Source organism: Pantoea sp. C1E2, assembly GCF_056491465.1.
Genome location: NZ_JBSZHT010000002.1, coordinates 2,754,936 through 2,777,324, shown reverse-complemented (window position 1 = coordinate 2,777,324; position 22,389 = coordinate 2,754,936). Strand labels below are relative to the sequence as shown.

22 protein-coding genes are annotated in these 22,389 nt (G+C 52.5%); 12 read left to right on the top strand and 10 right to left on the bottom strand.

Annotated elements, in window-relative coordinates; all coding sequences use genetic code 11:
• The first annotated feature begins 26 nt into the window (after positions 1-26).
• From ACXI0A_RS13345 to ACXI0A_RS13335, 3 genes are all read left to right on the top strand, one after another.
• Entirely contained in the window at positions 27-1,460 is a 1,434-nt protein-coding gene (locus ACXI0A_RS13345; protein WP_476148386.1) for a 6-phospho-beta-glucosidase, read from the top strand.
• 47 nt (positions 1,461-1,507) lie between these two features.
• Positions 1,508-2,308: a Cof-type HAD-IIB family hydrolase gene (locus tag ACXI0A_RS13340; RefSeq protein WP_476148388.1), complete on the top strand. Its 801-nt coding sequence runs from the start codon at positions 1,508-1,510 to the stop codon at positions 2,306-2,308.
• Between the two features lie 194 nt (positions 2,309-2,502).
• Positions 2,503-3,921, top strand: a complete 1,419-nt coding sequence (locus tag ACXI0A_RS13335; protein ID WP_476148390.1) for a family 4 glycosyl hydrolase — start codon at positions 2,503-2,505, stop codon at positions 3,919-3,921.
• Positions 3,922-4,021: 100 nt separating this feature from the next.
• Here ACXI0A_RS13335 and ACXI0A_RS13330 read toward each other — a convergent pair whose 3' ends face one another.
• From ACXI0A_RS13330 to pth, 4 genes are all read right to left on the bottom strand, one after another.
• Positions 4,022-5,050: a methionine synthase gene (locus ACXI0A_RS13330; RefSeq protein ID WP_224931665.1), complete on the bottom strand. Its 1,029-nt coding sequence runs from the start codon at positions 5,048-5,050 to the stop codon at positions 4,022-4,024.
• A 27-nt stretch (positions 5,051-5,077) separates the two neighbouring features.
• Positions 5,078-6,055 carry a putative oxygenase MesX gene (locus tag ACXI0A_RS13325; RefSeq protein WP_476148392.1) on the bottom strand — a complete coding sequence of 326 codons (978 nt, stop codon included), beginning with the start codon at positions 6,053-6,055 and terminating at the stop codon, positions 5,078-5,080.
• Between the two features lie 406 nt (positions 6,056-6,461).
• Positions 6,462-7,553: a redox-regulated ATPase YchF gene (gene ychF, locus ACXI0A_RS13320; protein WP_224931669.1), complete on the bottom strand. Its 1,092-nt coding sequence runs from the start codon at positions 7,551-7,553 to the stop codon at positions 6,462-6,464.
• A 111-nt stretch (positions 7,554-7,664) separates the two neighbouring features.
• The gene (gene pth / locus ACXI0A_RS13315; protein WP_100700780.1) at positions 7,665-8,252 is read right to left on the bottom strand and encodes an aminoacyl-tRNA hydrolase; all 588 of its coding nucleotides are present in this window, start codon (positions 8,250-8,252) and stop codon (positions 7,665-7,667) included.
• 259 nt (positions 8,253-8,511) lie between these two features.
• Here pth and ychH point away from each other — a divergent pair, with 259 nt between their 5' ends.
• Positions 8,512-8,787 (top strand): stress-induced protein YchH, encoded by a 276-nt coding sequence (gene ychH, locus ACXI0A_RS13310; RefSeq protein WP_034824286.1) that lies wholly within the window; start codon positions 8,512-8,514, stop codon positions 8,785-8,787.
• Here the strand turns inward: ychH and ACXI0A_RS13305 are convergent.
• The 4 genes from ACXI0A_RS13305 to lolB form a co-directional block, all read right to left on the bottom strand.
• Complete coding sequence (locus ACXI0A_RS13305; protein ID WP_476148395.1) at positions 8,784-9,959, bottom strand: diguanylate cyclase; 1,176 nt, start codon at positions 9,957-9,959, stop codon at positions 8,784-8,786. The two genes, ychH and ACXI0A_RS13305, sit on opposite strands and share 4 nt — an antisense overlap.
• Before the next feature lie 225 nt (positions 9,960-10,184).
• The gene (gene prs, locus ACXI0A_RS13300) at positions 10,185-11,132 is read right to left on the bottom strand and encodes a ribose-phosphate diphosphokinase (protein WP_034824282.1); all 948 of its coding nucleotides are present in this window, start codon (positions 11,130-11,132) and stop codon (positions 10,185-10,187) included.
• Positions 11,133-11,269: 137 nt separating this feature from the next.
• The gene (gene ispE / locus ACXI0A_RS13295) at positions 11,270-12,127 is read right to left on the bottom strand and encodes a 4-(cytidine 5'-diphospho)-2-C-methyl-D-erythritol kinase (RefSeq protein ID WP_476148398.1); all 858 of its coding nucleotides are present in this window, start codon (positions 12,125-12,127) and stop codon (positions 11,270-11,272) included.
• Positions 12,124-12,747, bottom strand: coding sequence for a lipoprotein insertase outer membrane protein LolB (gene lolB, locus ACXI0A_RS13290; protein WP_224932025.1), 624 nt, complete (start codon positions 12,745-12,747; stop codon positions 12,124-12,126). The genes ispE and lolB overlap by 4 nt, the downstream gene beginning before the upstream one ends.
• Positions 12,748-12,964: 217 nt before the next feature.
• Here lolB and hemA point away from each other — a divergent pair, with 217 nt between their 5' ends.
• Genes hemA through kdsA form a run of 6 tightly spaced genes read left to right on the top strand, consistent with a single transcriptional unit; the run spans position 12,965 to position 18,276 of the window.
• Positions 12,965-14,221 carry a glutamyl-tRNA reductase gene (gene hemA, locus ACXI0A_RS13285; protein WP_224931675.1) on the top strand — a complete coding sequence of 419 codons (1,257 nt, stop codon included), beginning with the start codon at positions 12,965-12,967 and terminating at the stop codon, positions 14,219-14,221.
• Positions 14,222-14,262: 41 nt separating this feature from the next.
• Positions 14,263-15,345, top strand: coding sequence for a peptide chain release factor 1 (prfA, locus tag ACXI0A_RS13280; protein ID WP_224931677.1), 1,083 nt, complete (start codon positions 14,263-14,265; stop codon positions 15,343-15,345).
• On the top strand, positions 15,345-16,175 hold the full coding sequence (gene prmC / locus ACXI0A_RS13275) for a peptide chain release factor N(5)-glutamine methyltransferase (protein ID WP_476148400.1): 831 nt from the start codon (positions 15,345-15,347) through the stop codon (positions 16,173-16,175). The genes prfA and prmC overlap by 1 nt, the downstream gene beginning before the upstream one ends.
• 14 nt (positions 16,176-16,189) lie before the next feature.
• Entirely contained in the window at positions 16,190-16,588 is a 399-nt protein-coding gene (locus tag ACXI0A_RS13270) for a SirB2 family protein (protein ID WP_097116831.1), read from the top strand.
• Positions 16,585-17,394, top strand: a complete 810-nt coding sequence (sirB1, locus tag ACXI0A_RS13265) for an invasion regulator SirB1 (RefSeq protein ID WP_200569818.1) — start codon at positions 16,585-16,587, stop codon at positions 17,392-17,394. Before ACXI0A_RS13270 ends, sirB1 begins: the two co-directional genes overlap by 4 nt.
• Before the next feature lie 27 nt (positions 17,395-17,421).
• Positions 17,422-18,276, top strand: coding sequence for a 3-deoxy-8-phosphooctulonate synthase (gene kdsA / locus ACXI0A_RS13260; protein ID WP_100700770.1), 855 nt, complete (start codon positions 17,422-17,424; stop codon positions 18,274-18,276).
• Positions 18,277-18,344: 68 nt separating this feature from the next.
• On the opposite strand, the gene chaA is transcribed toward kdsA, so the two are convergent.
• Complete coding sequence (chaA, locus tag ACXI0A_RS13255; protein ID WP_224931683.1) at positions 18,345-19,436, bottom strand: sodium-potassium/proton antiporter ChaA; 1,092 nt, start codon at positions 19,434-19,436, stop codon at positions 18,345-18,347.
• Positions 19,437-19,803: 367 nt separating this feature from the next.
• Here chaA and chaB point away from each other — a divergent pair, with 367 nt between their 5' ends.
• Together chaB and ACXI0A_RS13245 are read left to right on the top strand one after the other, a co-directional pair.
• Positions 19,804-20,034: a putative cation transport regulator ChaB gene (chaB, locus tag ACXI0A_RS13250; RefSeq protein ID WP_038646446.1), complete on the top strand. Its 231-nt coding sequence runs from the start codon at positions 19,804-19,806 to the stop codon at positions 20,032-20,034.
• 238 nt (positions 20,035-20,272) lie between these two features.
• Complete coding sequence (locus tag ACXI0A_RS13245; RefSeq protein ID WP_224931685.1) at positions 20,273-20,941, top strand: gamma-glutamylcyclotransferase; 669 nt, start codon at positions 20,273-20,275, stop codon at positions 20,939-20,941.
• Here ACXI0A_RS13245 and ACXI0A_RS13240 read toward each other — a convergent pair whose 3' ends face one another.
• The gene (locus ACXI0A_RS13240) at positions 20,942-22,363 is read right to left on the bottom strand and encodes a protein kinase domain-containing protein (RefSeq protein WP_476148404.1); all 1,422 of its coding nucleotides are present in this window, start codon (positions 22,361-22,363) and stop codon (positions 20,942-20,944) included.
• Between the last annotated feature and the right edge of the window lie 26 nt (positions 22,364-22,389).

Genomic DNA, 22,389 nt, shown 5'->3' with positions numbered 1-22,389 from the left:
CTGTTAATCACATGAAAGGATGGATTATGTCTCAGTTACCGGCTGATTTTTTATGGGGTGGCGCCGTTGCCGCGCATCAGGTTGAAGGTGGATGGAACGAAGGCGGTAAAGGGCCCAGCATCGTCGATGTGTTGACGGGCGGTGCGCATGGTGTTGAACGTGAAATTACCGATGGCATTGTCGAGGGAAAACACTATCCCAATCATCAGGCCACCGATTTTTATCATCACTACAAAGACGATATCGCGCTGTTTGCCGAGATGGGTTTTAAGTGCTTCCGTACCTCGATTGCCTGGACACGCATCTTCCCGAAAGGCGACGAGCAACAACCTAACGAAGCGGGTCTGCAGTTTTACGACGACATGTTTGATGAGCTGCTCAAATATGGCATCGAACCGGTGATCACGCTGTCGCACTTCGAGATGCCATTGCATCTGGTGCAGCAATATGGTGGCTGGCTGAATCGTGAATTGATCGATCTCTTTGTGCGTTACAGCGAAGTGGTGATGAAGCGCTACAAAGGCAAAGTGAAATACTGGATGACCTTTAACGAGATCAACAACCAGCGTAACTGGCGTCGACCGCTGTTCGGCTACAGCAACTCAGGCGTGATTTTCACCGATCATGAAAATCCGGAAGAGGTGATGTATCAGGTACTGCATCATCAGTTTGTGGCCAGTGCCAAAGTGGTGAAGCTGGGGCATCAAATCAATCCTGAATTTAAGATTGGATGCATGCTGGCGATGGTGCCGCTCTATCCGTGGTCATGCCATCCTGATGACGTGATGTACGCGCAAAAATCGATGCAGGAACGCTATCTGTTTGGCGATGTACACATGCGCGGTGCCTATCCCTCCTACATTTTAAAAGAGTGGGAACTGCGCGGTTTCAACATTGAGATGGCGCCGGAGGATGCACAAACGCTGCGTGAAGGCTGCACCGACTATCTCGGATTCAGCTATTACATGAGTAACGCCGTGGAGTATGCCAGCGCGACGCGCATGGACAGCGCACTTGAAGCTTTCCCCGGCAGCCGAAAAAATCCGCACGTGCAGGCGTCAGATTGGGGATGGCAGATCGATCCGGTTGGCCTGCGTTACACGTTGAACGCACTGTATGAGCGTTACCAGAAGCCGCTATTTATTGTGGAAAATGGCTTTGGCGCGGTCGATCAACGTGAAGCCAACGGTGAGGTGAATGATGACTATCGCATTGCCTACCTGCGTGAACACATCGAGCAAATGAAAAAAGCCGTACTGGAAGATGGCGTGGATTTAATGGGCTTCACGCCCTGGGGCTGCCTCGACTGTGTCTCCTTTGGCACCGGCCAATACAGCAAACGCTATGGCTTTATTTACGTTAACCGTAATGACGATCAAACTGGCGACTTTTCACGATCGAAAAAGAAAAGTTTTGCCTGGTATAAAAAGGTTATCGCTACGCAAGGTGAAACGCTTTAATTCGCGATACCCGGGCAGGATGCCCGGGTAAAACAAGTAGGTAAGTAATGATTAAATTAATAATTAGCGATCTCGACGGCACATTTTTAAATAGCGAAGGCGATTACGATCGTCAGCTTTATGCTGAAGTCCGGCAACTGATGCAGCAGAAGGGCGTCCATTTTGCTGCCTGCACCGGTAAACAGTGCGAAAGGGTTGAAGAGCTGTTTGGTGATAACAGTCGTGATATCTGGATATTGGGTGACAGCGCAACACGTATCAAACGCAACGGCGAGTTTATTTACCAGTCACTTATCTCCAACACGCTTGGCCAACAAATCATTCATACCTTGTTAGAAGTTAATGCCAACCATGTTGTGATTGCCTGCACGCCAGATGGCGCGGTAATTCAGGCAGACACGCCGCAGCATCTGGCCGATCGCGTCAGAAAATCCTACGCCACGCTGCGCAAAGTCGAGGATATCCGCAGTCTGAAGGACGACTTTGTGAAAATCACCGTTTACGACGAACAAGGCAACTGCCCGCAAACGCGACCGCATTTAATCCCGTTTGAGCAGCAGGTTTATATCGTGGTGGCCGAAGCCGCCTGGATCGATATTGCCGATCATGGCGTACATAAAGGCACCACCATTAAGCGTTTGCAGGAAATACTGCAAATCGGGCCGCATGAAACCATGGCATTTGGTGATGGTTACAACGATATCGAACTGCTTTCTGAAGCGGAATACAGTTTTGCCATGCGCAATGCGTTTGATGAAACCAAGGCAGTCGCTAATTTCATTACCGGATTTAATGATGAAAGCGCCGTGCTGAAAACCATAAAACGGCTCTTAGTCTTACAGTCATAATTAACGCGGTGATAATAGCCGCAATATTTCCCGCTAGTTAGCGTGACTGAAATATCCTTTCCAGCCTGCGCAGGCAGGCTGAATAAATAACATGAACCCGAACCAGTAATAAATATCATCCATGCGGTGACGCCTGATGCTGCCTGAAACGGCGCTTCTGCTCACCTGATTGCAACCAAGCGGAGTTATTTCCTATGCCAAATAAGATCAAGATTGTCACTATCGGTGGTGGTTCCAGCTATACGCCAGAGTTGATTGAAGGGCTTATCCTGCGGCAGGAGCAGTTGCCGATTGCGGAGTTGTGGCTGGTGGATATTGAGGATGGCGCAGAGAAGATGGAAATCGTTGGCAGTATGGCAAAGCGCATGATCGCGGCCGCCAAACTTGACTGGCAGGTTCATCTTTCTCTCGACCGCAAGGAAGCGTTAAAGGATGCGCATTACGTGACCACACAGTTCCGTGTGGGGTTGCTGGATGCGCGCTTGAAAGATGAAGTGATTCCGTTGGCCAATGGTTTGCTGGGTCAGGAAACCAACGGCCCGGGCGGGATATTTAAGGCGTTTCGCACGGTTCCGGTGATTCTCGATATTATCGAGGATATGCGCCAATTGTGCCCCAACGCCTGGCTGGTGGATTTCACCAATCCGGCAGGCATGGTGACAGAAGCGGCGATTAAATATGGCAAGTGGGAAAAAACGGTCGGCCTATGCAATGTGCCGTTCGGCCATATCACTCAGGCTTGCAGTGTGCTCGGTGCGGAAGAGAAAGATCTCTATTTCAAATTTGCCGGACTTAACCATTTCCACTGGCATCGCGTCTGGGATCAGCAGGGCAATGAACGCACCGCCGAACTGATTGATAAAATCTATTCCCCAGACCAGCAGGAAAAAAGCGATGAAGGGCTAAAAAATATTCATCAGATTCCTTTCAACCACGATCAGGTGAAACATCTCGGCCTGCTGCCCTGTGGTTATCACCGCTATTACTATTTGCAGGAACCGATGCTGGCTCATGCCATCGAAGAGTTCGAAAACTATGAAACGCGTACGGAAGTGGTTAAGAAGACCGAAGCGCGGCTGTTCGAGTTATATAAGGACGTCAATCTTAACTACAAGCCTGAAGAGTTAAGCCAGCGGGGCGGGGCGCATTATAGCGACGCCGCCTGCGATCTCATTGCCTCTATCCAGAATAACAGCGGTAAATTGATGGTGGTCTCCACGCGTAATAACGGCGCAATTGCTGACTTGCCATTTGATTGCGTGGTAGAAGTCACCGCTGCGATTACTTCACATGGTGCAGAACCGCTGCGTTGGGGGGCATTGCCGCCTGCGGCGCGCGGCATGATTCAGTTGATGAAAGCGATGGAGGAAACGGTGCTTGAAGCTGCCGTTAGCGGAGATTACGGTGCGGCATTACACGCTTTCACCATTAATCCGCTTATTCCGGCGGGCGACACGGCGATAAAAGTGCTGGATCAATTGTTGTATGCCCATAAGGACTATCTGCCGAAATTCGCCAGTAAAATTGCAGAGATTGAGCAGACCAAACCGGAGATCGTCGCTTTTGTCGATCAGTTGCTGGCCGACAGGCAAGCGCATGCCAATAAGGCGTGATGAGGTTTTGTCAGGAAGACTGAAGACGGTGCCCGTTTGAACATCGCTGGGCACCGAGGAAAAGCACTCACCGTCCTGTTGGGCGGTGAGTGGATCAGCATTACGCGGTGAGTTCGTTACGAACGATAGCTGCACCCGCGCTCAAGGCTTCCAGCTTACCTCTGGCAACGCGGCGCGACAGTGGCGTCATACCGCAGTTAGTAGAAGGATAAAGCTTATCGGCATCGACAAACTTCAGCGCTTTACGCAAGGTATCAGCCACTTCTTCTGCGGTTTCAATGGTGTTGGTCGCCACATCAATGGCACCGACCATCACTTTTTTGCCACGGATCAGCTCAATCAGATCCATTGGCACGCGCGAATTCTGGGCTTCCAGTGAAATGATATCGATAGAAGACTTTTGCAGTTTAGGGAACACTTCTTCGTATTGACGCCACTCAGTGCCGAGCGTCTTTTTCCAGTCGGTATTCGCTTTAATGCCGTAGCCATAGCAAATGTGCACGGCGGTTTCGCACTTCAGGCCTTCAACGGCTCTTTCCAGTGCGGCAATGCCCCAGTCATTCACTTCATCGAAGAACACGTTAAATGCGGGTTCATCAAACTGAATGATATCAACGCCGGCTGCTTCTAACTCTTTGGCTTCCTGGTTAAGAATTTTGGCAAATTCCCAGGCGAGTTTTTCACGGCTTTTGTAGTGACCATCATAAAGCGTATCGATCATGGTCATTGGGCCAGGCAGAGCCCACTTAATCTGTTGTTTGGTTTGCTGGCGCAAGAATTTAGCATCTTCGACAAACACCGGCTTTTTACGCACCACTTCACCGATCACACTCGGCACGCTGGCGTCATAGCGATTGCGGATCTTCACAATCTCACGTTTTTCAAAATCAACGCCGCTGAGATGTTCAATAAAGGTGGTGACGAAGTGCTGGCGCGTTTGCTCGCCATCACTGACGATATCAATACCCGCTAATTGCTGATCCTGCAGGGATAACAGCAGAGCATCTCTTTTGCCCTCGACTAATTCATCACCCTGCAATTTCCATGGCGACCACAGCGTTTCAGGTTGAGCAAGCCAGGCCGGTTTCGGTAAGCTTCCTGCCGTTGAAGTAGGCAATAATAATTTCATAATCAATAACCTTTTATTTTGGCTTAATCAAAGAACGTAATGTGCAGACCACTGCTCAAGAATCTCTTGATAGGGTTTGATGAAGTGCTCTTCCGTAAACTTCCCCTGCTCAATTGCCAACTGGCTGCGTTCTTCTCGATCGTAAACAATGCGCGTTAATGAATGGTCGCCATGCGCCAGGCTCGGCTGATAGCACTGGCCTGCGGCAGAGTTGGCATTGTAGATTTCAGGGCGGTAAATCTTTTGGAACGTCTCCATGGTGCTGATGGTGCCGATCAGTTCCAGGTCCGTGTAATCTTTCAGCAAGTCACCGGTGAAATAGAAGGCTAACGGCGCAACGCTGTTTTCAGGCATGAAATAGCGAGCCTGCAACCCCATTTTGCCGAAGTAGTGGTCGGTCAGGGATAACTCATCTTGCTGATATTCGAAGCCCAACACCGGGTGCTGATAGTCAGTGCGGTGATAGGTGTTCTTGCTCGATACGCTCAGGCAGATAACCGGCTTTTTATTAAAGCGTTCCTGATAAGCCGCCGAGTTGACGAAGCTTTTAAAGATATTGCCGTGCAGATCACCGAAACCTTCCGGCAGGCTGAAACCGGCTTTGTTGTTATTGGCCGCCAGCAGACGAACGCTAAAATCGTAATCACGCACGTAGGATGAGAAGTTATTGCCTACGATGCCGTCGGTACGCTGCTGAGTGTGGCGATCAACAATGTTGGTTTTCAGGATTTCGATCACCGGGAAGGTTTTGCCATTGCCTTCAATATCGATTTCCGCAGAAATGATTTCCAGCTCAACGGCATAACGATCGCCTTTCGGGTTGTCCGCATGCGCCAGAGAGTTGAAACGATTGTTCATCATCATTAAGGCATTGCGCAAATTCTCCTGGCGATTGGTTCCACGTGCCAGGTTAGCGAAGTTCGTGGTGATACGCGTGCTTTCAGAAGGATTGTAATGCTCATCGAAAACACTGCTCTTAATGGAAAATGCAAAATCGTTGCTCATGATGCTCTGGTATCCTGATTTCAGCTGCAAAACCTTTCCGGCTTTAGGTGGGTAGACCTGATACTGCGGCCTATCACCTGCGGAAGATTTCACATTGTCTTAAGTCAATAACAATGCGAATTTTATGCCAGAGTCACTCAGTGATTGAAAGTGATTAAACTTCAAAGCTGCATGAGCCAATTTCATGATCGGCTTCACACTGTGGAGCAGGGTGGTCAGAAGAGAGATTTCATGCGGAAAAGCGAGCGGTGTTTGTGGCTTAGGCTAACGACAAAAGCGAAGTGATGGCTAATATGCCTGGAAGCGTCGCGGAAGAATTTACCTAATGAGAAATAAAAAATCCACGCCAGGCGTGGATTTTTTTAGCTGAAATTAATTCAACATGAGCAAATCATCGACTTGAAGATTAGACGTTGAACAGGAAGTTCATCACGTCACCATCTTTCACGATGTACTCTTTACCTTCTGAGCGCATCTTGCCGGCTTCTTTCGCACCTTGCTCGCCTTTATAGGCAACAAAGTCATCAAACGCGATGGTCTGCGCACGGATAAAGCCTTTCTCGAAGTCGGTGTGGATTTTACCGGCAGCCTGAGGCGCGGTCGCACCCACTGGGATGGTCCAGGCGCGTACTTCTTTCACGCCAGCGGTGAAGTAGGTTTGCAGGTTCAATAGCGCATAACCGGCACGGATCACGCGGTTCAGACCAGGCTCTTCCAGACCCAACTCCGCCATGAACTCTTCACGCTCTTCGTCATCCAGCTCTGCTATGTCGGATTCTACTGCTGCGCACACCGGCACAACGACAGAACCTTCGGCTTCCGCAATCGCACGTACCTGATCGAGGAACGGGTTGTTTTCAAAACCGTCTTCGTTCACGTTCGCGATATACATGGTTGGCTTCAGGGTCAGGAAGCTCAGGTAGCGGATGGCCGCTTTCTCATCAGCATCCAGCTTCAGGGCACGCAACATGCCTGCTTCTGACAGGTGCGGGAGACATTTCTCCAGCGCAGCCAGTTCAGCTTTTGCATCTTTATCGCCGCCTTTGGCTTTCTTCTGGCAGCGCTGAATCGCACGTTCACAGGTGTCGAGATCCGACAGCGCCAGCTCGGTATTGATGATATCAATATCTTCCGCTGGGTTAACTTTGCCTGAAACGTGAATGATGTTGTCGTTCTCGAAGCAGCGCACCACGTGGCCGATAGCTTCGGTTTCACGGATGTTGGTCAGGAACTGGTTGCCGAGACCTTCACCTTTGGAGGCGCCTTTCACCAGACCGGCGATATCCACGAATTCCATGGTGGTAGGAACAACACGCTGTGGCTTAACGATTTCGCTCAGCTGATCGAGGCGCAGATCGGGCATTGGCACCACACCGGTGTTTGGCTCGATGGTGCAGAACGGAAAGTTGGCTGCTTCGATACCCGCTTTGGTCAGCGCGTTGAACAGGGTGGATTTACCGACGTTCGGCAGGCCCACAATACCGCATTTAAATCCCATGGTCTGATTACCTTTATCACTGAGTGTGCGGCGCTGACAGGCAGCGACGACAGATTCAAAAAATTTCGCGCATTATACACAGAATTGCCTTCTGCGGCGCGGGAATTGGGCTTAGCCAGCCTTGAACGCATGCAGGCGGTTCATCGCCTTGATTTTGTCTTCTTTCAGCCACAGCTCAGTGCAACGCACCGCTTCATCGACCGCATCATCAATCAGCTTTTGCTCGCTGGCCGGCGGTTTACCCAATACGAAGCCGGTGACCTTATTGCGATCGCCGGGATGGCCGATACCAACCCGCAAACGGTGGAAATTATTGTTGTTGCCCAGTTTGCTGATGATGTCTTTCAGGCCGTTGTGTCCGCCATGACCACCACCCTGTTTAAATTTCGCCACACCCGGTGGCAGATCCAATTCGTCATGCGCCACTAAAATCTCTTCAGGTGTGATGCGATAAAACGTCGCCATTGCCGCGACCGCTTTGCCACTCAGGTTCATAAAAGTGGTGGGCACCAGCAAACGGACATCTTCACCCGCCAGCGACAGGCGTGCAGTGTAGCCGTAGAATTTCGGCTCTTCTTTCAATGACTGATTGTTCCGGTCGGCCAGCAAATCCACATACCAGGCACCCGCGTTATGACGCGTTGCGGCGTATTCAGCGCCGGGATTGGCCAGCCCCACAATCAGTTTAATGCTGCTCACGATGTTTATCCTGTCTTGCTGCGGAAAGGGCGATAGTTTACTGCCTGCAAGCGGCGATGACAAAGGGTGCTGAGCACAGATGATACCTCTGCGTGACTTATCAATTTCTATCGAAATCAAGCCTCTGGCCGTAAAGAAATGTCAGAGATTGTGAAGGATGTGTGATCCTGTCCGCAACTTAACCCGCCGTCATTGCCTAAACTTATGACAAGTTAACCATACGTGCTGTTTTGCTTTTTCATAAGGATGGAGGTGAATCATGAAACGTCAACAATGCCGCTATTTAGGTAATGGCCTGATGTGTTTGGGTTTACTGACGATGGTACTTGGCGTCGGATATTCTATTATTAATCAGCTACCTGCGTTAAACCTGCCGCAATTCCTCGCACATGGTGCCATGTTCAGCATCTTTGTTGGTGCGCTGCTGTGGCTGGTGGGTGCGCGCGTCAGCGGACGTGAGCGGGTTGAAGACCGCTACTTCTGGTTACGCCATTACGGTGACAAACGCTGTCGTCGCAATCACTCCTCGCATTAAGAGAGTGCCGCTTCCTGTATAGGCTGTAACTGCACGAAATATCGTTCGACGCGGTTACGGCCACTGGCTTTTGCACGGTATAACGCTTCATCCGCCAGGCCGAGTAAAATCGGAAAGGTATGATCGCGATGGTTAGCGGTGGCAAAGCCAATGCTCACCGTGTAGCAAACATCGTTGGGCTGCGACAGCTGTGTCGCCAGTCGGATACGCTCGCACACCCGTTCCGCATCCTCGCTATTGCCCGGCAGAATCGCCGCAAACTCTTCGCCGCCCAGACGGGCAAAATGCCCCCCGGCGGGCAACAAAGCCTGTACCACCTGACAAAAATCGATTAATACGCGATCACCTTGCAGGTGGCCGTAACGATCGTTAATGCCTTTGAAATGGTCGAGATCAAACAATACGGCAGTGTAAACCAGCGGTTGCGGACTACGCGTGTTACGCACCACTAATCTGTCGGCTTGCTCGAACAGAGCGCGGCGATTCCAGACGCAGGTCAGGGGATCGTGAAGCGATGCCCGTTTGTGGGCGATCTGTGTGCGCTCGTTGACCATTGCCAGAATGGTAAAAGTCAGGCCAATCACAAATAGAATGGATTCAAGAATCACGTATACCGAAACGCTGGAACCGGCTATCGCGCCGCGCACCGGTGTAGCGATGGCATCATCGAGGAAGATGCGCGCAACATGAAACAGCAGATGAATCCACAGCAACATCTGCGCCGGCCAAAAGGTCACTTGCAGTGCATCGCGAGATTGCCATAACAAACGAATTAGCGCACCGGTGTAAATGATGCACAGCAGGCAAAGCACTAAAACGCGTTTGGGTTGGCTGGCGTAAAACGCAGGGAATGCGCAAAGAATCGCCCATAGCAGCCCGCCGGCTAACCAGCTGAACCCCAAGGGTTTATGGCAAAAAGCACGGAATGCATTCAACAGATTGCCGTAGGCCAGCAACATCACGACGTTGCCCACACCGATGGGAAGGAAGACAAATCCCGCGCTGCGCAGACTACTGAGGAACACCGCCATCAGGGTCAAGATGAGCGCCAGCGTCGTGAATCCGAGCACGCGATCGTATTGCGCACCCACCCAGGCGAAAACAAGAATAATGCTTAAAAACCCCAGCACATAGAGCTCGCAAACAAACAGCGTGTAGATGTCGAGAGTCATAGTGGTCGGAGTTCTTAGAAAAAAGTGTGGAGAAAATACCACTAATCAATGGCCCGCTAAAGCGCAGCATCGCATGTCGTTTGAAAAGAGTGTAAGGCAGGGAGAATAGCGAGTTTTAACGAAATTTATCGCGAAAATATCCGTGGCGAAAGCGGCTTAATCGGCAAATGAAGCGGATTGTTGGGAATAAAAAACCGGGCACGGGGCCCGGTTTCATGCAATGTATTAATGTTCGAACATTGCGGAGATGGACTCTTCGTTACTGATACGGCGAATCGCTTCGGCCAGCATGCCAGAGAGCGTTAAGGTACGCACGATTGGCAGCGCTTTCATCTCGTCTGACAGCGGAATGGTATCGCACACGATAACCTGATCGATCACTGACTTGCGCAGGTTTTCAACCGCGTTACCAGAGAAGATTGGGTGGGTCGCGTAAGCGAAGACACGTTTCGCGCCGCGCTCTTTCAACGCTTCAGCTGCTTTGCACAGCGTACCGCCGGTGTCGATCATATCGTCGACCAGTACACAGTCACGACCTGCCACGTCACCGATGATGTGCATCACCTGAGAAACGTTCGCACGCGGGCGACGCTTATCGATGATAGCCATGTCAGTGTCATTGAGCAGCTTAGCAATAGCACGAGCACGCACTACGCCACCGATGTCTGGAGAAACCACAATCGGGTTTTCCAGGCCAATCTGCAGCATATCTTCCAGCAGAATAGGGCTACCGAACACGTTATCAACCGGGACATCGAAGAAGCCCTGAATCTGTTCGGCGTGCAGATCAACCGTCAGAACACGGTCAACACCTACGCTGGAGAGGAAATCGGCAACGACTTTGGCGGTGATTGGCACACGGGCAGAACGCACACGGCGGTCCTGACGTGCATAACCAAAGTAAGGGATTACAGCAGTAATACGACCAGCAGAAGCCCGACGCAAGGCGTCGACCATCACAACCAGCTCCATCAGATTATCATTGGTGGGGGCACAGGTGGACTGGATGATGAAAATATCACCACCGCGTACATTTTCGTTGATCTGTACGCTTACTTCACCATCACTGAAACGACCAACGGCGGCGTCTCCGAGGCTAGTGTAAAGGCGGTTGGCAATACGTTGTGCTAGTTCCGGGGTGGCGTTACCAGCAAATAGCTTCATATCAGGCACGAGAGGAACCTCAGGCTTGGCGTCCAGAGAATGAACGATTCAAAAGTAACCGGCGAATACTTTTGAAGCTGTTCATACGGGTGTGTTAATGCGCGTCGTGCAGTGCCTGGAACAGGGTGGCACTGTCACGCATACGCTTAGAGCCCGGAAAGGGTGCGTTGCAACGGCGAGGTGTTAAGCCCGCGCGCCACAAATCCGCAAATCCATTTCGGGGCAAGCTCCAGCACCTGACGAGCAGCGGACTCGGTGTTAAATTCAGCAAACACACAAGCTCCGGTCCCGGTCAGGCGCGACGGCGCGTATTCTAGCAGCCAGGAAAGCAGCGCATCAACCTCGCGAAAACGTTTTCTTGCCACAGCTTCACAATCATTGTGAAAAGGACGCTGCAACAGTTCATCTAATGTGCGTATCGGTGAATTGCGCGTCAGGTCAGGATCACGAAACAGATCCGGCGTGGCGATACTGACGCCAGGGTGAGCAACAAGATAACACTTCTCTGCCGGTTCGGCTGGAACAATTTGCTCGCCAACCCCTTCGGCAAACGCAGCGTGACCTCGCACAAACACCGGTACATCCGCGCCGAGTTTCACCCCAATCGTGGCTAACGCGTCTACACTCAGCCCGGTTTGCCACAAGTGGTTGAGCGCCACCAGCACGGTGGCGGCATCAGATGAACCACCGCCCAGGCCGCCGCCCATCGGCAAACGTTTCTCTAACGCAATCTGCGCGCCGGCGTTATCGGGCAGCGTACCCTGTACGGCAGCAGCCTGTTTCAATGCCTGCGCCGCCCGCACGATCAAGTTATCGTCATCTGCTACGCCCGCTAAGGGCGTCAGCAGCGTAATCTTGCCGCTGCTGTCAGGTGTGATTTCCAATGTGTCGCCATGATCAAGAAATTGAAACAGCGTTTGCAGGTTGTGGTAGCCGTCAGGACGACGGCCCGTGATGTAGAGAAACAAGTTCAATTTAGCCGGAGCGGGCCAGGTGGTGATCATTTTGTGGTCCAGCTATCCATGCGCAGTTTGATTCGCTGACCACCTTCAGTCAGTTCAAGATTAGCCGGCAGCGGTGGATTCACTTTGCTGTCGTAATCAGAGATGTTCACTTTCCATTGCTGACCATTACGGCTGTAGTTCACACTCTGCAACTGATAGCTGCTGTTGAGCTGATAATCCGTGGCATCACCCGGTAAACCCATCATCCACTGACGCAGGTTCGCCAGCGGGATATCCATGCCGGTCAGCTGTGAAATCATCTTCTCAGCGTCATTGCTCACGTAGCGCTTGCCTTTGTTGTCGACGATTTGCACCACCGAACCTTGCGCATCCAGCTGCAACTCGGTGCTGCCAAGCGGGTTGGTTAACAACAGGCGATAACGATCGGCCGCGGTTTGCTGCCAGTTAAAGCGCGCATAGACTTTTTGCTTATCAGAGAGATAAGCAAACGCGCCGCGCGTCTGATACTGGGTAATTTTTTCAACGGCTTGTTGATGCTGCTGCCATTGTGGTGAGGTGATGCTGGGGCCAGGACCTTGTGGTTTATTGATGCTACAAGCAGCCAGCAATACGCTGGCAAGGGGTAAAAGGCGCAACAGCTTGCGCGGGGGCAAATGCATCACGTGGTCGTCTCCTCAGACACGTTTTTACTTCGTAACCGATAACGCTAACCATCCAATACTACGCCGTCAATGCCGATGTAAGGATAATTGCGCACGATCAGTTTAATCTTATTACAGTCATAGCCTTTGTATGGCTTTTCTTGATCTGTGGCATCTTGTAGAATGCGCTTCACAAAGCCCTGACAATCATTGGGACATCCCAAGCCGAATCACCATGACGCTGCTAGCTCTCGGAATCAACCACAAAACCGCACCTGTTGCGCTGCGCGAACGCGTTGCGTTTCTGCCAGACACGCTGGATCAGGCACTTAATAGCCTGTTGTCCCAGCCGATGGTACAGAGTGGTGTGGTACTCTCTACCTGTAATCGTACTGAACTCTACCTCAGCGTGGAGCAGCAGACGGATTTGCAGGAGAGACTGGTGCGCTGGTTATGTGAGTATCACGATCTGCGCGAAGAGGATGTACGTGCCAGCCTTTACTGGCATCAGGACAACGCCGCCGTCAGCCATCTGATGCGCGTTGCCAGTGGTCTCGACTCACTGGTGTTGGGTGAGCCACAGATTCTTGGTCAGGTTAAAAAAGCCCATGCTGACTCCTCTCGCGACCATGCGCTGAGCAGTGAGCTGGAGCGCATGTTCCAGAAAACCTTCTCCGTCGCCAAGCGCGTGCGTACTGAAACCGAAATCGGTGCCAGCGCGGTCTCTGTTGCCTTCGCTGCCTGTTCTCTGGCACGTCAAATCTTCGAATCTCTCAGCACGGTCAACGTGTTGCTGGTGGGCGCGGGGGAAACCATCGAGCTGGTGGCACGTCATCTGCGCGAGCATAAAGTGCAGAAGTTGATGATCGCTAACCGCACCCGCGAACGTGCCCAGTTGCTGGCCGATGAAGTGGGCGCCGAAGTAATTGGTTTGGGCGATATTGAAACGCGCCTCGCCGATGCGGACATTATCATCTCTTCAACCGCCAGCCCGCTGCCGATTATCGGTAAAGGGATGGTGGAACGTGCGTTGAAAGCACGCCGCAATCAGCCGATGCTGCTGGTTGATATCGCCGTACCGCGTGATGTCGAACCTGAAGTGGGCAAGCTGGCGAATGCCTATTTGTACAGCGTCGATGACCTGCAAGCGATCATTGAGCAGAACATGGCGCAGCGCAAAGCTGCTGCGGTGCAGGCGGAAAGCATTGTGGTGCAGGAAAGTGGCGAATTTATGTCGTGGCTGCGGGCACAAAGCGCCGGCGACACCATTCGTGAATACCGTTCACAGGCCGATGACGTTCGTGCTGAGTTACAGGAGCGTGCGCTAGCCGCACTGCGCCAGGGCGCGGATGCAGAAAAAGTATTGCAGGAGTTAGCGCACAAGCTGACCAATCGTCTTATTCATGCACCAACCAAATCACTGCAGCAGGCCGCGCGCGATGGCGACAGCGAACGCCTGCAGATCTTACGTGACAGCCTCGGTTTAGAGTAATCTGGTCTGTCACGACCTATCACTGGGATACCCTCTATTACATGAAGAGCTCTATTGTTGCCAAGCTGGAAGCCCTCCAGGAACGCCACGAAGAAGTGGAAGCGTTACTGGGCGATGCCGGCGTAATTGGCGATCAGGAACGTTTTCGCGCTTTATCACGCGAATATGCACAGTTGACCGATGTGACTCATTGCTTCCGCGACTGGCAGCAGGTGCAGGAAGATATCGAAACAGCTGAAATGATGCTCGACGATCCTGAAATGCGTGAAATGGCTAACGAAGAGTTAAAGATTTCGCGCGAGAAACGTGAAGTCCTGGAGCAGCAGCTTCAGGTACTGCTGCTGCCAAAAGATCCCGATGATGAGCGTTCCTGTTTTGTTGAAGTGCGCGCCGGAACCGGCGGTGACGAAGCGGCGATCTTCGCGGGCGATCTGTTCCGTATGTACAGCCGTTATGCCGAAGCACGCCGCTGGCAGGTAGAAATCATCAGCGCCAACGAAGGCGAACACGGCGGCTACAAAGAAGTGATCGCGCGTATTATCGGCGATGGTGCGTACGGGCGCTTAAAGTTCGAGTCGGGCGGCCATCGCGTACAGCGCGTGCCGGAAACCGAATCACAGGGTCGTATTCATACTTCCGCCTGCACCGTGGCGGTGATGCCAGAATTGCCAGAGGCAGAAATGCCGGAAATCAACGCGGGCGATCTGAAAATCGATACCTTCCGCTCTTCAGGCGCGGGTGGTCAGCACGTTAACACCACCGACTCGGCGATTCGTATTACTCACTTGCCAACCGGTATTGTTGTTGAGTGCCAGGACGAACGTTCTCAGCACAAAAACAAAGCCAAAGCGCTGGCCGTATTGGGTGCGCGTATTCATGCCGCCGAAACTGCCAAACGTAACGCTGCCGAAGCCTCAACCCGTCGTAACCTGTTGGGCAGCGGCGATCGTTCGGATCGTAACCGCACTTACAACTTCCCGCAGGGCCGTGTTACCGATCATCGTATCAACCTGACGTTGTACCGCCTGGATGAAACCATGGAAGGTAAACTGGATACGCTGATCGAGCCGATTGTGCAGGAGTATCAGGCCGATCAGCTGGCCGCGCTGGCTGGACAAGACTGATGCTGATTCGCCACTGGCTTAAGCACGCAGTGGTCGCGCTCTGTGGTGGAGATAGCCCGAAACGGGATGCGGAGATTTTGCTGGGATTTGTCACCGGAAAATCACGCAGCTGGCTGGTGGCGTTTGACGATCATGAACTCGACGCTGCTCAGCTTGCCCAACTCGATGCGCTGCTGGCGCGTCGGGTGAAAGGCGAGCCGATTGCGCATCTGGTGGGCGAGCGGGAATTCTGGTCGCTGCCATTGCGCGTCAATGATGCCACCTTAATTCCCCGTCCGGATACCGAAGTGCTGGTGGAACAGGCGCTCTTACGCATTCCCGCGACACCGTCCTCATTGCTTGATCTTGGCACTGGCACCGGAGCCATCGCGTTAGCGCTGGCGAGTGAACGTCCTGACTGCCAGGTGTTGGGCTGCGACCGTATCCCAGCAGCCGTGGCGCTGGCGGAAGAGAACGCTCAGCGGTTGCACATCAGCAATGCGCGTTTCCAGCTCAGCCACTGGTTCAATGACATTCCCGCCCAGCGTTTCGATCTTATCGTCAGTAACCCTCCTTACATTGATGCCGCCGATGAACATCTGCAGCAGGGAGATGTGCGCTTTGAACCGCTCAGCGCGCTGGTCGCGGATGAGGAAGGGCTGGCCGATCTACGTTTGATTATTCAAAGCGCTCTGCAGTGGTTGCAGCCCGGTGGCTGGCTGTTGCTGGAGCACGGCTGGCAGCAGGATAAAGCGGTGCGCGAGATCATGACGCAGCACGGCTATCAGCAGGTCAGCAGCATTAACGATTATGGCGGCAATCCGCGCGTCACACTTGGGCAATTTTTTTGATTTAAGGAAGCATGATGGCAAGTTGGTATCCGCTGATTAAACATTTTCACCTCCTCACCGTTGCCCTCACCATCAGCTTGTTTTTGCTGCGTTTCTATTGGCTAACCACCGGTTCGGCGATGCTGCAGCGCCGCTGGGTACGCATCGCGCCGCACATTAATGACACCTTTTTACTGCTCAGTGGCGTATTGCTGGTGGTGATTACGCACTTTTATCCGTTCTCACCGCAAGGAAGCTGGCTGACGGAGAAGCTGTTAGGGGTTATTATCTACATCGCCTTAGGTTCCGTGGCATTGAGCCGTCGCCCACGCAAGATGGGGACACGTTGGATCGCCTGCCTGATTGCAATCGTAGCGCTGCTGTTTGTGATTAAGCTGGCGATGACCAAAATGCCGTTATTGGGGATAGTATGACCTCGCCAGAGCTAGTTGATTACAGTGAAACACCGTTGAGTGAAGCGGTGATTGGTGCGACCTGCGCCATACGCAATGATTTTTCTGCGCCTTCCGTCCAGCAGCAGCTGGCGGCATTAGTTGAAGAAGCACGGGATTACGTCAGCAGCGAACAGGATGCCGACTTGCAGCTGAGTAAGCTGCTTGAGTTGTTTTATCGTCAATGGGGATTTGGGGGCGCTAGCGGCGTCTACAATTTGTCCGACGCGCTGTGGATCGATAAAGTACTGAAGAGCCGACAGGGCACCGCGGTGTCGCTGGGTGTGATTCTGCTGCACATCGCCGATGAACTGGAGCTGCCGCTGATCCCGGTGATTTTCCCTACCCAGTTGATTCTGCGCGCAGACTGGCTGGATGGTGAAATGTGGTTGATCAACCCTTTCAACGGCGAAACGCTGGATACGCATACGCTGGAAGTGTGGCTCAAGGGCAATATCAGCCCGACCGCAAAGCTCTACAATGACGATCTGGATGAAGCCAAAACCATCAACGTGATGCGTAAAATGCTCGATACGTTGAAGGCGGCGCTGATGGAAGAGAAGCAGATGGAACTGGCGCTGAATGTCAGCCAGGTTTTACTGCAGATTGATCCCGATGACCCGTATGAAATCCGCGATCGGGGTTTAATCTACGCTCAGCTTGAGTGTGAACACATCGCGCTGACCGATTTGACCTATTTCGTTGAACAGTGTCCAGAGGACCCGGTCAGCGAAATGATTAAAGTGCAGATTCACGCAATTGAACAGAAACAGGTGACGCTGCACTAAGCGTCATCTCGACAATAAGGAAAGGGCATGACTCAGAAAGTTGTAAATATCGGCGATATCAAGGTCGCAAACGATCTGCCATTTGTTCTCTTTGGCGGTATGAACGTGCTGGAATCGCGCGACCTCGCCATGCGTATTTGCGAACACTATGTAAAAGTGACCGACAAGCTCGGTATCCCTTACGTGTTCAAAGCTTCTTTTGACAAAGCTAACCGCTCTTCCATCAAATCCTACCGTGGTCCGGGTCTGGAAGAGGGCATGAAGATTTTCCAGGAGCTGAAACAGGCTTTCGGCGTGAAAATCATCACTGACGTGCATGAAGCTTCTCAGGCGCAGCCGGTAGCGGATGTGGTGGATGTGATTCAGCTGCCAGCATTCCTGGCGCGTCAGACCGATCTGGTGGAAGCGATGGCGAAAACCGGTGCGGTGATCAACATCAAGAAACCTCAGTTCGTCAGCCCAGGCCAGATGGGTAACATTGTCGATAAATTCGCGGAAGGCGGTAACGACAAAGTGATCCTGTGCGACCGTGGCAGCAACTTTGGTTATGACAACCTGGTTGTTGATATGCTGGGCTTCAACGTGATGAAGAACGTCACCAATAACAGCCCGGTGATTTTCGACGTGACCCACGCACTGCAGACGCGCGATCCGTTCGGTGCGGCTTCAGGTGGACGTCGTGCGCAGGTGGCTGAACTGGCTCGGGCTGGTATGGCTGTAGGCATCGCCGGTCTGTTTATTGAAGCGCACCCAGAGCCGAACAGCGCGAAATGCGACGGTCCATCCGCGCTGCCGCTGGATAAGCTGGAGCCGTTCCTGGCGCAGATGAAAGCGATTGATGATTTGGTGAAGAACTTCCCTGAGCTGGATACCAGCAACTAATTGCTTTATCCAGATGTAAGAAAGGCGCCGATGGGCGCCTTTTTTTTGCTTCGAACGCGGTAAAAGGGTTACAGCATAATCGTCAGTAAATAACCCGCAAACAGCGCCAGATGCGCGGCGCCATTTAGTACATTGGTACGTCCGGTTGAGAACGAGATATGGCACAGGATTAACGCGGCACTCATGATCACCATCTGAGGTGGCTCAAGGCCAAATACTAATTGCTGGTCGGTCAGCGTCGCGATAATGCTTACAGCAGGCACGGTCAGTGAAATCGTCGCTAACACCGAACCAAAGAACAGGTTCATGGCACGCTGTACCTGATTCATCAATACCGCTTTAATTGCTCCCAAGCCCTCTGGTGACAGAATCAGCAGCGCAACCAGGAAGCCGGTAAACTGCTGAGGGGCATTCAGTTCGGTCAGCAGGTTTTCCAGCGGGTTGGCGTTCATTTTGGTGACGCTAATTACTGCGATTAGATGAATGATTAACCAGACCGTATGCCACAGCGAGCTATGTGCAGAAGGCTTACCGTGATGCGGATCGCCATCATCCCCGTCATCCTCGTGCTCGTAAACAAACAGGCTCTGATGCGTTTTGGTCTGAATCAGCAGGAAAACGCCGTACATGGCAGCGGAGATCGCGGCAATGATCAGCGCCTGCGCGGTGGTGAAATTGCCGCCTGGTAGCGCATTGGGGAACACCAGCACCAGAATCGCCAGCGGAAAGATGGCGATCATGTACTGCTTTACGCCCGCCAGATTAACGTACTGGGTAGCGAATTTGCGCCCGCCGAGCAGCAGCGCAAAGCCCACCAGACCGCCGGTCACAATCATGATGATGGAGTAGAGCGTGTCACGCATCAGCGCAGGGGCAGCATCGCCGGTGGCCATCAGAGCGGAGATCAGGCTGACCTCCAGAATCACCACGGACAAACTGAGAATCAGCGAGCCATAGGGTTCACCCAGGCGGTGTGCCAGCACGTCGGCGTGGCGCACGACGCTGAAGGCACTAAAAAGAATCGCCACCAGTGCCAACAGGTTGATGCCGATAACCGGCAATAATGCCGTCTGACTGCCAAAGAAACTCAGCACCGTCAGCGCGACAATCGGGAAAATCAGTGAGTACTCGGTGTGTCGGGTTTTCTCATGTGTAGGCATTCACCATCCTCTCCGGCAAAAAGAACAAAACAGGCGATCAGTGCCTGATAAATATAATGACTTTTCTGACGCAGCGCAGTGTAACTTTTCAACAGTTGTGTTTCAGGCTTTTTACGCGACCTTACTTAATCATATTTTTGATGCTAATGCGTTAAAAGAGTAACTTATCATCCAATAACATCGATTATTCATCTTGTTGAAAATCGATAATCTCATTCCTTTGATAAAATAATGCCTATTTTTATCTGATTTGAATGCGATTTATTGGCGCTTTGTGGGTTAAAAAAATCTTGTGTAACTAAAGTACATGTTTGCAATTTTTCCGCTATCTTCCAGACTTAATAAGAACCTTAAATCAGGAGGAATCATGCCGTATTCATCCAATCGTGAATTGCCTGACAGCGTGCGCCATGTCCTGCCAAATCACGCTCAGACCATTTATCAAAAGGCGTTCAACAGCGCCTGGGATCAGTATAAAGATGAAGAAGACCGCCGTGGTGATGAATCACGTGAGCAGGTTGCGCACAAAGTTGCCTGGGCAGCCGTTAAGCATGAGTACGCCAAAGGCGATGACGACAAATGGCATCCTAAGCATTAACCTCTCTCGCGGGTCATGTCGACCCGCTTCACGCTTTTCATTCCCTTATTCAAGTTATCTACCAGGCAGCCGATGCTATTTACAAAGAATTTCCCCTTTGTGATCGGGGTCAATCTTGAAACTTTTGTTAAAAATGCATTAATGTCTTCTCTTAAGTCGACGCAACGCGTGTTGCCTGTAAGACATCATCTTTGAGGAGCCGAACCGACAGGATGTCAGTGCAGTAGAGGAGGTCGCATTGTTAACCCGGGAATTTCTATTAAAAGCGGATTGTAAAACATCGTTTGGTGATATCGACGAAGCGCTGCTGTGGAGCTGTGAAAAGCGTGCCGCGTCGCTCGCTGCCACGCTGGCTTGTCGCCCTGACCAAAGCCCGGTGTGGATTTTTGGTTATGGCTCCCTGATGTGGAACCCGGTTTTTGAGGCGGAAGAAGTGGCGTCCGGTCGACTGGAAGGCTGGCATCGTGCTTTCTGTCTCCGTCTGACGGCTGGCAGGGGTACAGTCTCTACGCCGGGTCGCATGCTGGCGCTGAAAGAGGGCGGTGCAACCAGCGGTCTGGCTTTTCGTTTGCCCGAATCGCGCTTGCATGACGAGCTGGAATTGCTGTGGAAGCGCGAGATGATCACTGGCTGCTATCTGCCAACCTGGTGTGAACTGGAACTGGATGATGCACGCAAAGTGACGGCGCTGGTGTTTATCATGGATCCGCGCCACCCGCTGTATGAAGCCGATTCCTGTCGCAGCACCATCGCACCGCTGATTGCTCAGGCCAGCGGACCGCTCGGCACCAATGCTCAGTATCTCTACTCGCTTGAACAAGAGTTGGGCAAGCGCGGCATGCAGGAAGATGCCTTAACGCGCCTGGCCGCTGAGGTCAGGGCGCTGCAGCAATCCGCAGCGCGTTAATTACGGCTTACCCGGATTAATCAGCCAGGTTCCGGGTTTGTCGATGGTCAGTGTTTGGCTCATCACCTGGCTGCCATTGTGCACTTCAATTCGATATTTTCCCGCCGCCAGGTTGAGTGAAGCAAAACCACTGCTGGCGGGTTTCACATCCTTCGCTTCGCCGTTTAGCAGCACTTTTTCGCCATCCTGCAAACGCAGATAGACGGTCGCCAGACTTGGCGCGCTGCCTGCTGCACTAGTATTAGCCACCGGCGCTGATGCAGAAGGCGCTGCGGCGATCGGTGCCGTTTCACTGTGGCGATTGGTTTTCCACACCACCACCACGACGGCCAAAATGGCAATGGCAGCAGCGGCCACCAGGCCGGGTGAAAGGCGGCGCACGTTGCGCGGCGTGACGGGTTCAATCGCGGCAGCCGCGTGATTCACCGCCATTACCTGTGGTTCAGGCACCGGAGCGGCGACGGGTTCAGGCGCTGGAGCTGGAGCTTCAACCGCCACCGGGAAGGTGGTGACCAGCGCTTCAACATCGCTCACTGGCAAATCGATCAGGCTGGCAAACGCATCAATACTCTGTGGGCGATCGCCGGGTTTCATTGCCAGCGCACAGTCGATGGCGTGCAGTAGCGGCAGCGAATAGCCTGCTGGCTTGCGTTCAACCAGTGGCTGATAGTTATCTTCGATGCAGCGCACCACGCTGACAGGAGGCGCATGGTCGGTAATCAGATTGTGCAGCACCGCGCCGAGCGCATAGATATCGGTCCACGGGCCTTGCTCAACTTCACCCTCTTCGCTGTATTGCTCAATCGGGGCAAAGCCAGGCTTCAGCATGATCTCGGTTTCATCGGAAAGATTCCCGATCTCCTTACGCGCTGAACCAAAATCAAGTAAAACCGGCAGCTGATTTTCCTGAATCTGGATGTTATCCAGCGAAATATCACGGTGCAGATAACCGGCGGCATGAATGGTGTTAATCGCGCCAAACAGCGGCGGTAACAGGCGACGAATCCAGGACTCGTCGATACTGTCCGGGCTGGTCACCTGCCACTCTTTAAGCGTCATCCCGCTGTAGTAGAGCGTGCCCATGTAGGCGGTGTCGTTCTCTTCCCAGAAGCGCAACACATGTAGCAGACCGGGATGATTAAAACGCGCCAGCAAACGGGCTTCCTGAATAAAGCTGTTACGTCCGGCGTTGAACAGTTTCTGGAAGCGCTCGCCGCGCAACTCCAGTGAAAGATCCGCGCCACGCACCGCCAGCGAGACGGGCATGTACTCTTTGATGGCGATGGTGCGTTCCAGCTGATGGTCCCAGGCACGATAAACAATGCCAAAGCCGCCGCCGCCAATCACTTCCTTGATTTCAAATTCATTAAACCGGTAACCCGCAGGCAGGGCATTCGGTGTGTGGTTTTCGTTTGCCGACATAGTGAACTCTCTGAACACGTCCTGTA

Bases quoted from the DNA above. Each gene is read 5' to 3' on its own strand.
- kdsA (WP_100700770.1), top strand. From the start codon at position 17,422: ATGACTCAGAAAGTTGTAAATATCGGCGATATCAAGGTCGCAAACGAT.
- hemA (WP_224931675.1), top strand. From the start codon at position 12,965: ATGACGCTGCTAGCTCTCGGAATCAACCACAAAACCGCACCTGTTGCG.
- ychH (WP_034824286.1), top strand. From the start codon at position 8,512: ATGAAACGTCAACAATGCCGCTATTTAGGTAATGGCCTGATGTGTTTG.
- lolB (WP_224932025.1), bottom strand. From the start codon at position 12,747: ATGCATTTGCCCCCGCGCAAGCTGTTGCGCCTTTTACCCCTTGCCAGC.
- prfA (WP_224931677.1), top strand. From the start codon at position 14,263: ATGAAGAGCTCTATTGTTGCCAAGCTGGAAGCCCTCCAGGAACGCCAC.
- ACXI0A_RS13270 (WP_097116831.1), top strand. From the start codon at position 16,190: ATGGCAAGTTGGTATCCGCTGATTAAACATTTTCACCTCCTCACCGTT.
- ychF (WP_224931669.1), bottom strand. From the start codon at position 7,553: ATGGGATTTAAATGCGGTATTGTGGGCCTGCCGAACGTCGGTAAATCC.
- ACXI0A_RS13325 (WP_476148392.1), bottom strand. From the start codon at position 6,055: ATGAGCAACGATTTTGCATTTTCCATTAAGAGCAGTGTTTTCGATGAG.
- prmC (WP_476148400.1), top strand. From the start codon at position 15,345: ATGCTGATTCGCCACTGGCTTAAGCACGCAGTGGTCGCGCTCTGTGGT.
- ispE (WP_476148398.1), bottom strand. From the start codon at position 12,127: ATGATCACCACCTGGCCCGCTCCGGCTAAATTGAACTTGTTTCTCTAC.
- ACXI0A_RS13330 (WP_224931665.1), bottom strand. From the start codon at position 5,050: ATGAAATTATTATTGCCTACTTCAACGGCAGGAAGCTTACCGAAACCG.
- ACXI0A_RS13345 (WP_476148386.1), top strand. From the start codon at position 27: ATGTCTCAGTTACCGGCTGATTTTTTATGGGGTGGCGCCGTTGCCGCG.
- ACXI0A_RS13305 (WP_476148395.1), bottom strand. From the start codon at position 9,959: ATGACTCTCGACATCTACACGCTGTTTGTTTGCGAGCTCTATGTGCTG.
- ACXI0A_RS13335 (WP_476148390.1), top strand. From the start codon at position 2,503: ATGCCAAATAAGATCAAGATTGTCACTATCGGTGGTGGTTCCAGCTAT.
- chaA (WP_224931683.1), bottom strand. From the start codon at position 19,436: ATGCCTACACATGAGAAAACCCGACACACCGAGTACTCACTGATTTTC.
- ACXI0A_RS13340 (WP_476148388.1), top strand. From the start codon at position 1,508: ATGATTAAATTAATAATTAGCGATCTCGACGGCACATTTTTAAATAGC.
- ACXI0A_RS13240 (WP_476148404.1), bottom strand. From the start codon at position 22,363: ATGTCGGCAAACGAAAACCACACACCGAATGCCCTGCCTGCGGGTTAC.
- sirB1 (WP_200569818.1), top strand. From the start codon at position 16,585: ATGACCTCGCCAGAGCTAGTTGATTACAGTGAAACACCGTTGAGTGAA.
- chaB (WP_038646446.1), top strand. From the start codon at position 19,804: ATGCCGTATTCATCCAATCGTGAATTGCCTGACAGCGTGCGCCATGTC.